The 10,445-nt window shown below is 41.9% G+C and carries 10 protein-coding genes; 2 read left to right on the forward strand and 8 right to left on the reverse strand.

Annotated elements, in window-relative coordinates:
• Positions 1 to 157: 157 nt before the first annotated feature.
• From FTV03_RS15660 to infA, 3 genes are all read right to left on the reverse strand, one after another.
• Positions 158 to 604, reverse strand: coding sequence for a hypothetical protein (locus tag FTV03_RS15660; protein WP_373683076.1), 447 nt, complete (start codon positions 602 to 604; stop codon positions 158 to 160).
• A gap of 114 nt (positions 605 to 718) precedes the next feature.
• Positions 719 to 940: a hypothetical protein gene (locus FTV03_RS18055; protein ID WP_257220825.1), complete on the reverse strand. Its 222-nt coding sequence runs from the start codon at positions 938 to 940 to the stop codon at positions 719 to 721.
• A 308-nt stretch (positions 941 to 1,248) separates the two neighbouring features.
• Positions 1,249 to 1,470: a translation initiation factor IF-1 gene (infA, locus tag FTV03_RS15670; RefSeq protein WP_001284370.1), complete on the reverse strand. Its 222-nt coding sequence runs from the start codon at positions 1,468 to 1,470 to the stop codon at positions 1,249 to 1,251.
• Positions 1,471 to 1,701: 231 nt separating this feature from the next.
• Here infA and FTV03_RS15675 point away from each other — a divergent pair, with 231 nt between their 5' ends.
• Positions 1,702 to 2,709, forward strand: a complete 1,008-nt coding sequence (locus FTV03_RS15675; RefSeq protein WP_078189717.1) for an AraC family transcriptional regulator — start codon at positions 1,702 to 1,704, stop codon at positions 2,707 to 2,709.
• 129 nt (positions 2,710 to 2,838) lie between these two features.
• On the opposite strand, the gene truA is transcribed toward FTV03_RS15675, so the two are convergent.
• The 5 genes from truA to asd form a co-directional block, all read right to left on the reverse strand.
• The gene (gene truA / locus FTV03_RS15680) at positions 2,839 to 3,636 is read right to left on the reverse strand and encodes a tRNA pseudouridine(38-40) synthase TruA (protein WP_078189716.1); all 798 of its coding nucleotides are present in this window, start codon (positions 3,634 to 3,636) and stop codon (positions 2,839 to 2,841) included.
• 16 nt (positions 3,637 to 3,652) lie between these two features.
• Positions 3,653 to 4,615, reverse strand: a complete 963-nt coding sequence (locus FTV03_RS15685) for an asparaginase domain-containing protein (protein WP_180042099.1) — start codon at positions 4,613 to 4,615, stop codon at positions 3,653 to 3,655.
• A gap of 49 nt (positions 4,616 to 4,664) precedes the next feature.
• Positions 4,665 to 5,963, reverse strand: coding sequence for a fimbrial protein FimV (locus tag FTV03_RS15690; protein ID WP_180042094.1), 1,299 nt, complete (start codon positions 5,961 to 5,963; stop codon positions 4,665 to 4,667).
• Between the two features lie 75 nt (positions 5,964 to 6,038).
• Positions 6,039 to 7,472, reverse strand: coding sequence for a hypothetical protein (locus FTV03_RS15695; RefSeq protein ID WP_180042096.1), 1,434 nt, complete (start codon positions 7,470 to 7,472; stop codon positions 6,039 to 6,041).
• Between the two features lie 143 nt (positions 7,473 to 7,615).
• Positions 7,616 to 8,734 carry an aspartate-semialdehyde dehydrogenase gene (asd, locus tag FTV03_RS15700; protein ID WP_180005293.1) on the reverse strand — a complete coding sequence of 373 codons (1,119 nt, stop codon included), beginning with the start codon at positions 8,732 to 8,734 and terminating at the stop codon, positions 7,616 to 7,618.
• Positions 8,735 to 8,918: 184 nt separating this feature from the next.
• On the opposite strand from asd, the gene FTV03_RS15705 reads away from it, so the two are divergent.
• Complete coding sequence (locus FTV03_RS15705; protein WP_180042097.1) at positions 8,919 to 10,046, forward strand: endonuclease/exonuclease/phosphatase family protein; 1,128 nt, start codon at positions 8,919 to 8,921, stop codon at positions 10,044 to 10,046.
• The last annotated feature ends 399 nt before the right edge of the window (positions 10,047 to 10,445 follow it).

The raw sequence follows: 10,445 nt of genomic DNA on the forward strand, positions 1-10,445 counted from the left end.
TTGTTCCACTTTAGATATTTGTTTAAGATGAGATGTAACTCATTGAAATGTGTCATCATATTCGTCGTCAGAAAACAAGTATTATGCCATTATTTCAATGAGTTATCTTTTTTTGTCGTGTACAAAGCTAGAAATTATAAACCCTAGAGTTGATGCCCTAACAGGTGCGACCAGTTAATCGGACATCAGTTGCAATATTATGCTTTATGCGAAATTGAATAAGGCAGTTTAACTCCACCTCATAGCGTGTATTTCCACTAGGAATCGGCACAGCAGCACCGCTGCCCATGCCCATCGCAGGATTTTCCGCCATCGGTAAAGGAATACTAATCGGGCGTGCGACACGATAAAGGAGGTAGTCCGAACTGACCTCCACGGGAGAAGTCCTTTGATAGCCCAGTTTGCTGAGGTCGAGTTCTGCTTGAATCGTTTGGCTCGATTGACCAATAAATGAGGCTAAATGGCGTTCACGTTCAACGGAGGATATCGTTGATGTCGTGGTACAGCCAGCCAATAACACAATGCTTAGAACGCATCCCATGCTCAGTATAGGGTGAATAAAACGCTGATCTTCGTAAACCTGATGTTCCAAAATAAATTTCATGGGTCAGTTCCTCACGAAATAAATTCAGTTTAGTCAGATTGGTCTGTATAACACTGTAGTCATTTGATACACGGTCTTCCGAGCAGGATTAGCCTTTTGTGTTCTATCGTAGGATCAACAAGCTCTGCCAATATAGTCAATAGATTCAACTATTTGATTGCGTAATTTGAACTCGATTTTACATTGCATATCGACAGTGACACCATCTTTAGAAGGCGTTGGGATAGGGGCGCCCATGGCTATACTGGTGCCGATATTCGGTGTACCTATCGGAATTGGCATCGAGCGTACAATCGTATAGCTAAGTTTTTCATTGCTTTGTACAGGTGCTCCCATCACTTTGTAGCCCAATTGACTTAAGTTGAGCTCTTTACGAACTTGATCAGCTGGCTGTCCAATATCGTGTTGTAGGGATTGATTGAGTTGCTTTTGGCCTGTCGTGGCACAAGCAACTCAAAAGACAGCACCGACTAATCCTAGATGTTTCATATGATTTTATATCCTTATATTTTAAATTTTTTAATCGAATTTTTATGTTTTTAGACTGTAAAGGAAAGCAAATTTGCAGTCAATTTTTATCATTGCATTGAAATAGATACAAAAAAAAAGCCACTTATAAAGTGGCTTTTTCGCTTCGCTAAAACTTAGCGCGCACGGTAAGTGATACGACCCTTAGTCAAATCATAAGGTGTCATTTCTACTTTAACACTGTCGCCAGTCAAAATACGGATATAGTGTTTACGCATTTTGCCAGAGATGTGAGCAATCACTTCATGACCGTTTTCTAAACGTACACGGAACATAGTATTAGGAAGCGTCTCGGTGACAACGCCTTCGAACTCGATGAGTTCCTCTTTATTGGCCATAGCCTACCTGAATGAATAAATTAGCAAGGCGCAAATTATAGTCAATTTTTTTTCAGAATACAAGCCGTAAAAGGCTTTGAACTGATCGACTGTCAGTAAAATAAGCGAACAATTCAGTTAAATATTTTCAACAAAAAATGTGCAGTAACTGTTGTCAGTTTGGTCAATCGCAGTTAATCTAAAATCAATCTTTTTAGGTATAAATGAAGTACATACAAGGAAGGTTCTGGAGTGGGTCAGCTAACTGATGCATCTGTTGTGTTGCGTTTAGGGTATCAAGCGATTCGTCGTGCCGGATTGCCAACAGAAGAAATTTTAACAAAAGCGGGTGTGGCATTAAATCAGGTTGAAACCAATGACCGTACCCCATTGAATGCACAATTTGCATTCTGGGTGGCTGCAGAAGAGGTCAGTAAGGATCCTGACATTGGTTTGCATCTGGGTGAGCATTTGCCTTTATATCGAGGGCAGGTGATTGAACACTTATTCATTTCATCTGAGAATTTCGGTGAAGGTTTAAAGCGGGCTTTGGCGTATCAACGCCTCATTAGCGATGCCTTTCATGCGCAATTGGTGATTGAAGATGACCGCTGCTATTTGACCAATGGTCATCAGCCTTGGGCAGAAAATATCGTGAATCGTCATTTTTCTGAATGCGCGATGTCGGGTGTTTTGCGTTTCTTTAAGTTTATTACTGAAGGGCGTTTTCAGCCAATTTATATCGACTTTAACTTTAGTCAGGGCGCGCCAGATGATGAGTATTTCCGTGTCTATGAATGCCCTGTGAGTTTAGGGCAGAAAGAAACCCGATTATATTTTGATCCGGCTATTTTAGAGTATCAATTGTGGCAGGCAGAACCTGAGTTATTACAATTGCATGAGCAGTTAGCGATTGAAAAACTTCAGGAGTTGGCGCGTTATGATTTGGTTGGTGAAGTTCGCCGTGCTATTGGTTCAACGCTTGAAAGTGGTGAAACCACACTCGAAACGGTCGCTGCACAGCTCAACATTACCCCACGTCGTTTACGGACTCAGTTGTCAGAAGCCAATACCAGTTTTCAGCAAATTTTGTCAGACTATCGCTGTCGTTTGGCTAAAAAATTATTGGCCAATACCAATGAAAGTGTGGAGCGCATTGTTTACTTAACGGGTTTTTCTGAGCCAAGTACGTTCTATCGCGCATTTAAACGCTGGACCAATGAAACGCCCGTGGAATACCGTAAGCGGAAGCAGCGTTAAGGTTGATCTTCGATAAAATCCTTCCCTAAACAGAATCCCCCCTTTGAAAGGGGTACTTTCATTTTTAGAACCTAGCAATGGCGAAAATGACACTCATCCCTCTGTGAAAGGGAGGTTGGGAGGAATTTTTTATTCAGGCATATTTAACCAATGAGGTCCCAGCGGAACTTGAGGAAGTTCAAACTGTGCTGGATAGTCTGCATGGATAAAATACAGCCCATCGGGCGGTGCGGTGACACCAGCTGCTTTTCGGTCTTCAGCCGCAAAAATGTCGTCAATATGGTCAACGTCATACATACCTTGCCCAATTTCCAATAAACAGCCCATGATGTTACGCACCATGTGATGTAAAAAACCATCGGCCTGAATATCTAGGACCAAGTAACATCCGTGTTGGATCAAGCGACAATGGCTGACATGACGAACTGGCTGATTGGACTGACAGGCTGCGGCACGGAAGCTTTCGAAATTATGAGTGCCTTCAAATTTGGCCGCGGCACGTTGCATTTTCAGCACATCTAGCTTGGCATAAACATGGGTCACTTGCTTATGTAATAAAGCTGGACGTTGTGGATTATTATAGACCACATAGCGATAACGACGTGCTTGCGCTTTAAAGCGGGCATGGAAGTCCTGATCCATTTCCTTAATCCATTGGATGGAAATATCACGGGGTAATTGGCTATTGCTGCCCATTAACCATCCACGAATGGGACGAATCGCCTGAGTATCGAAATGTGCCACCATATTGGTTGCATGGACACCAGCATCTGTTCGGCCAGCACCGTGCAACATGATTGGCTCATTGGCCACTTTACTGAGGACGGTTTCAATGGTTTCTTGCACGCTTGGTACGCCCGGTTGCTGAGTTTGCCAGCCCTTGTATTGCATGCCACAAAACTCAATCCCAATCGCAAAACGTTGCATAGTTACCTCAAATGACTTAATCGTTCCAATGCGCAGTCCAGTCTGCGTCACTGCCGTATTGTAAATACATTTTCAAACATTTGGCATAAAGATCTGCATGCCCCAAACAATTACTCAGTAAAATTCCGCTGTCTTTGACCCAGTCACTCACAGCATAGCGCTGATCTATACCGCCATGAACAACCTGTGTACTTAAGATAATTTTGCAATTTTTTTGTTGTATGGCTTTCAATACATTGAGTAATTCAGCATCAACGGCAATGTTGCCTGTGCCAAAACCTTGCAGAATCAAAACGTCTGGCGTGTGTGTAAGCAGAGTCGTTAAATTTTGACTGTGTAGCTTGGTTGCAATCGGTTGCCACATCCAATTCAGGCAATTGAAATGAGCCGCTTTGTCTAAATCATTGGCCTGAACAATATAAGGCGATGTCAGCATTGAAAGTGGCTGTGTGGCTGGCAGCCCATCAAAGGCTTTCAGATCGGTTGTATGCACTTTCAGTGCGGATTGAGCATGCATCAATTGATGGTGAAAGGCCAAATAAACCCCAACACTCGATTGGTGTACCGATTCCAATGCAAAATTTAAATTGTCGATGGCATCGGTAAATTCACGGGTGTTGTCACCAGCCACATTAAACAGCGGATATTGGCTGCCTGTTAGCACGATATGAGCAGACTGTCCCATAAAGTGTGCAAGCACTGCGCTGGCATAGCTAAGCGTGTCTGTGCCATGAATAATTACGAAATGCTGAAATTGTTGTAATTGTAAGCTTTGAATTTGTTGGATCAGTGCCAGCCAGTCGGGTGCGGTACAGGCACTACTGTCACGAATGACAGGTGCGACAAAACATTCAATGTTAAGGTGCAGTGGCAGGACATGCTGTAATTTAGGTAAAAACGCATTCGCTGGCATGGGGCTTAAAGGTTCACCGATACAACCAAAGGTACCACCCATATAAATAAGAGCAATTTTTTTCATCATAAAAAAAGCAGCCTTGAAAGACTGCTTTAGTTTAAATCGCTTTTGCTTAAGATGCGATTTGATTCAGTAACTGATCTGCTTGTTGACGTTGAGCTGAAGAAAACTCAGCTTCTTTTTCAGTCAAAATTTCACGTGCAGCGTCATAAGCACCTAGTTTGATGTATTGCGCTGCCAATTCAAGATTCAATTCAATTTCATTGACTTCAACCAGTTCAGGGAAAGATTGAACCAATGGATCGTTTTGGTCTGTAGCAGATGGGGTTGAAGGTGTGCCTAAACCACTAATATCAAAACTCACACCACTTGAAGCAGGTGCGGCAGGTTTATCTTCAGGCGTAGACTCTAGGTTAAACTCTGTTGCAGGAGCGACAACTGCTTCTTCTGTTTTTGCTGTTTCAAAAGCACCTAAGTCAAAGTTTAAGGCTGGAGCTTCAACTTTGTTTTCTTCTACAACCGGTGTTTCTGTTGTAAATGAAAAATCTAAAGGCTCGATTTTTTCTTCTACAGTTTCTGTTTTGGTTTCGACAGCAGCTTCTGTACTTGGGGCAAAATCAATCGGTTTGATTTCTTCAACAGCAGGAGATGGCTGAGCAATCTCTTCGGTTTTCGGTGCTGCTTCAAGTACAGGCTCTGGTGAAATTGAAAGCGTATCAAATTCAAGCGGCTGTATTTTTTCAGCAGGCGCACTTTCAACAGGGGCTGAAATGTCTGCTTTTGCAGGCGTTTCAGTGGTGAAATTAAAATCTAGAGGTTTAATTTCAGCTGCTTTTGGCTCAACAGGTGCAGCAGTTGAACTTTGCATTAAAGCATCAAAATCAGAGGTATTTTGAGCTTTTGATGGAGCCTCTTCAGTGATCGGTGATACAAAGTTAATGGCATCATCTTTCACATTTTGAGAATTTTCAAATTCTACTTTTTTTGCTTCAGCTTGTTCTAAAATTTCATCGAGTTCAAGTGAACGAATATGGCTTAGCAATTGGCTGATGGCAAATTCGTCTTTTTGTAAAATGTGAATATCTAATAGATATAGATATAACTCATGTTGTGAGTTGTCACGTTTTAACGATTGATTGATTTGTGCTTCAGCAGAAAAGAAATTACGTTCTGCAATTAATTTTTCAATTTTGCCACGAGCATCGGTCGTTAATGGCGTCATTGATTTTTTTTCAATGACACTGCTTTCAACTACTTGAGTTTTCTTCGGAGTCGCTTTGGCCGAAACACCCGTTTTCTTGGTTTTAGTGGATGTTGGTTTGGCTTTATCTGATTCTTGATCTTTTTGGCGTTTGTTTAAAAAAACCAATACGATCACTAAGATCACTAATGGAATCACATAAATCAGCATGTTTTAACCCCTTGGAGATAGAGCGATATAAAGTTGCACTCATCCCTATAAAATCTTGATTGGTAACGTTTTAGTTTATTGGCTTCTTTTATCTGCTTGTTGAGCTTTCAACTGTTGTTGCAGTTGAGCAAGACGAGCATTTAATAATTGAATTCTGTGATCCTTTTGATTTAGCGCCAATTCTAATTCAGTTACGTTTCTCTGTAATTTAACGGTTTTTTCACGAGATGTCATAACTTTTAATGACAACTCTTTCGAAGTTTTATTCTTTTCTGCTGCGCTGTTGGCAGAAGATTGTGCCGAATCTTGCGCTTTCTCTGCCACCAGACTCATTTCAGCTTGATTCAAGCGGTATTTGGTTTTGCCTGACTGCTTCGAAGGCACTTTGGCAAGTTCTGCAGCAGAGACTTTTACAGGCTGTTTTGCTTGCTGCATACCATGCAGATTTAAGGCAGCACCACGGCGCAGACGGTTTACATCGCCTTGAATGAATGCATGTTCGTTGCTGTTTTTAATTTGTTGCATGACTTCAGAAACAGGGCGGTTTTGTTCTGTCGCGATACGTGAGGCAATCCCCCAAAGGCTTTCATTTGAGCGAACCACATATTTTGCCGCTGGTGTTGCTGTCGATGAAGCCGCGGTACTTGTTGGTTTTGGTGTAGATGCTTTTTGAGCTGTCGTTGTTGGATTTTCACGTTTTTGTGCTGCCTGCTCCGCAGCAAATTTTTGTGCCAATGGGTCTTTAGATCTTGCAGTTGATGCTGTTGCAGTTTGTGTGGCTTGCATTTCTGAACTGACAGAGCCGGTCGAATTGGTTTTTGTAACTTGCGAAATTGATGTTTCAGAACCAGATGAAGTATTTGCGCTATTTTGCTCCGCAGGTGCAACGCTATAATTTTGTACATGCGTGACAGGTTCAATCGCAACAGGCGTTGAAGTTGCTAATTGTGCTAATTTTGGCGGTGCTTTGGTACTGAGTAATAGGGGTTGTTCTGCAGCTACGGGTGCTTTTGCGGTATACAGTGTGCTGACAGGTAAATTTAAGGCAATATCTTTTTCATTTACAATAACGACAGGTGCTAAAGCACGCTCATTGGCACGTGTTTGATTCGCATTCGACGGCGCTGGATTGCGTTTTAATGGTGTGCGAATTTGTTGCAGGCGTGAAGCATTACCTTCTTTAATATTGACAATAAAATTAAGCTCAGCATCGGTCACTGGACGCGAAGAGGTAATGGTAATTACCCCATTGCCTGCACCATCACGACGTGTAAAGAAGTTTAAATGTCCCGGTGGTTGATGCCCTGTACCCATACTTAACAAATCCTCTGCCGTGGCTAAACTTGCATTGAGCGGCACAGATGTATTTGAGTGGCGAAAATGAATCTCAGCGTACAGCAATTCCCCGGGTGCTGACTGGACTTGTACAGGATCAATGCTGATCGCTTGAATGTTTTGAGATGCAATAACGGCTAAAATGGCGATCTTTAATTTGTTATATACGGTCATCTTAATCTTTAGCTCGAATATATGTCGCATGGCGAAAATTATAGATTAGCGAGTTGTCAAAGAATTGTAAAATATTTACACGACAGTTACATAAAAAAGCCGATCAATTGTGATCGGCTTCTTGTTCAGAGACTTAAAAATGCTTAAGCATTTTTATAATCAATGAGAATTCTTAGCATACGACGTAAAGGTTCAGCAGCACCCCAAAGCAATTGGTCACCCACAGTGAATGCGCCTAGGTATTCTTTACCCATGTTGAGCTTACGTAGACGACCAACTGGAACAGACAAGGTGCCAGTTACAGCAACAGGAGTCAGATCAGTCATTGAAGCTTCACGCGTATTTGGCACCACTTTAGACCAATCGTTGGCACTAGCGATGATATCTTCGATTTCATCCAGTGGAACATCTTTACGAAGTTTTAAAGTCAATGCTTGTGAGTGACAACGCATCGCACCAATACGGACACAGTGTCCATCGATTGGAACGATTTGCTGGTTGCCTAAGATCTTGTTGGTTTCAACTTGACCTTTCCATTCTTCTTTCGACTGACCGCTTTCAAGCTGTTTGTCGATATAAGGAATGAGCGAACCTGCTAAAGGCACACCGAAGTTTGCAGATGGGAAACCTTCGCCACGTTGTAACTGTGCAATTTTAGAATCGATATCTAAAATTGGTGAACGTGGGTCATCTAGCAAATCTTTGGTATTGTTGTACAAGTAGCCCATACCTGAAATCAGTTCACGCATGTTTTGCGCGCCTGCACCAGAAGCCGCTTGATACGTCATTGAGGTTGCCCATTCCACTAAATTATTTTGGAATAGACCACCTAAACCCATCAACATCAATGAAACGGTACAGTTACCGCCCACGAATGTTTTTGTGCCTTTCACTAAGCCGTCTTTGATTACGTTCATGTTTACTGGGTCAAGTACGATGATCGCTTCATCATCCATACGTAAAGTCGATGCAGCATCGATCCAGTAACCATTCCAGTTTTCAGCTTTAAGCTTAGGGAAAACTTCAGTCGTATAATCGCCACCTTGGCAGGTGATAATGACATCCATTTGCTTCAGACTATCAATGTCCGTTGCATCCATAAGTGCTGGGGCAGTCTTACCACCAAACGCAGGGGCTTCACCACCTGCATTACTGGTAGAAAAGTAAAACGGTTCGAAATGAGCGAAATCGTTTTCTTCAACCATACGTTGCATAAGGACGGAACCAACCATCCCGCGCCAACCGACCAGACCTACTTTCATGTCACTTTGCCTCGGTGCGTTAAAAAATAAAAAGGGGGTTCGAGTGTACCAAAAGGGCGCATAACTGCAAGCGCTACATAATGAAAACACCAATAATATTGTGCAATATATCTTGTTTATGTTACATGCAAAACTGATATAAATTTATGAATCAATAAAAAATAAAGAATATAAGGGAGGCGTAATGATTTGGATTGAAATACTGGCAAGCTTCGTCATTTGGTTGACATTTTGGTCACTCATACCACGAGATGAATGGTGGTTTCGTGGTGCAGATTTTCCGCGTCTGCAAATCTTGGCTTTGGGCATATTTGCCTTCATAGGCTTAATTTTATGGAATGCTGAATGGGACTTGGCGCGTGAAATCATTTTAATTGGGTTGATTGCTGCCTTGGCATATCAATTAAAAATGGTTTTGCCTTATACCTTTCTTTGGAAAAAACAAGTCAAAAAAGTTCGATCAGACCAGTTAGACAAACAGAAACAAATTTCAATCATTGTCTCAAATGTACTTACGCCGAATACTCAATATCACTTATTATTGGCACAAATACAAAAGCATCAACCTGACTTAGTACTCACGCTAGAAACAGATCAAACTTGGCAAAATGAATTGGCAGTGATTGAAGCTGATTATCCTTATCGCGTACCCGTACCTTTGGATAATTTGTATGGCATGCATTTGTATAGCAAGTTAGAACTTAGTGAAACTGAAGTCAAATTTATTCTCAGTGATGAAATTCCTTCGATCCATACCCGAGTCACCTTAGCATCAGGAAATCAGGTACAACTGTATTGTTTACATCCCAAACCGCCAAGTCCAACGGAAGCAAAAGATTCAACCTTACGCGATGCAGAATTGCTGATTGTGGGCGATCAGATTAAAGATTTAGATGAAAGTTGCATCGTTATGGGGGACCTGAATGATGTGGCATGGTCACGTACCACACGACTCTTTCAACGGATCAGTGGGCTTTTAGACCCACGAGTTGGACGGCATTTCGTGAATACCTTTCATGCCAATTATCCACTGCTGCGCTGGTCGCTCGACCATATTTTTCATAGTACAGATTTTGCCTTAGTACACATGGAACGATTGCCCAATATCGGTTCAGACCATTTCCCAGTCTATGTGGTGCTGCAAACAGGTAGGGTCTTTGAGCAAATCCAAGAAGAATTGGAGCAAACGGATGAAGATGAACAAGAAGCGCAAGAGGCAATTCAGGAAGGCATAGAAAAAGCTGAGAAAGAGGAGAAAGTGGTGACCGATGAAATCGCCCGTGATTATAAGGATGGTACGAAGGCACCTTGATTTTGTTTGATTTAAGAGAAAAGTGTAAGAAATAGCTTACACAGCTTTCGGCTTCTGACGAATGGTCAGGTCAAGTGTATTGACTTATTCTTTGTTCATCGGCACATGGAACTGGGAACGGAACATCCCACTAAGGAAGACGAAGCCGATGGAAGCATCACGGAACGGATGCAGGAAAGGAAAGCCAATAAAAAATAAAAAGAATACTTGTGAAAGCACAACCTCATAGACCCGAGTTTTGCAGGATGCAGAACTCGGGTTTTGCTTTTGTGATCTTTGTACACGACAAAAAAAGATAACTCATTGAAATAATGGCATAATACTTGTTTTCTGACGACGAATATGATGACACATTTCAATGAGTTACATCTCATCTTAAACAAATATCTAAAGTGGAAC

Origin of the sequence: Acinetobacter sp. YH12218 (assembly GCF_013417925.1) — a bacterium.
Lineage (GTDB): Bacteria > Pseudomonadota > Gammaproteobacteria > Pseudomonadales > Moraxellaceae > Acinetobacter > Acinetobacter amyesii.

Bases quoted from the DNA above. Each gene is read 5' to 3' on its own strand.
- asd (WP_180005293.1), bottom strand. From the start codon at position 8,734: ATGAAAGTAGGTCTGGTCGGTTGGCGCGGGATGGTTGGTTCCGTCCTT.
- FTV03_RS15685 (WP_180042099.1), bottom strand. From the start codon at position 4,615: ATGAAAAAAATTGCTCTTATTTATATGGGTGGTACCTTTGGTTGTATC.
- truA (WP_078189716.1), bottom strand. From the start codon at position 3,636: ATGCAACGTTTTGCGATTGGGATTGAGTTTTGTGGCATGCAATACAAG.
- FTV03_RS15695 (WP_180042096.1), bottom strand. From the start codon at position 7,472: ATGACCGTATATAACAAATTAAAGATCGCCATTTTAGCCGTTATTGCA.
- infA (WP_001284370.1), bottom strand. From the start codon at position 1,470: ATGGCCAATAAAGAGGAACTCATCGAGTTCGAAGGCGTTGTCACCGAG.
- FTV03_RS18055 (WP_257220825.1), bottom strand. From the start codon at position 940: ATGGGAGCACCTGTACAAAGCAATGAAAAACTTAGCTATACGATTGTA.
- FTV03_RS15705 (WP_180042097.1), top strand. From the start codon at position 8,919: ATGATTTGGATTGAAATACTGGCAAGCTTCGTCATTTGGTTGACATTT.
- FTV03_RS15690 (WP_180042094.1), bottom strand. From the start codon at position 5,963: ATGCTGATTTATGTGATTCCATTAGTGATCTTAGTGATCGTATTGGTT.
- FTV03_RS15660 (WP_373683076.1), bottom strand. From the start codon at position 604: ATGAAATTTATTTTGGAACATCAGGTTTACGAAGATCAGCGTTTTATT.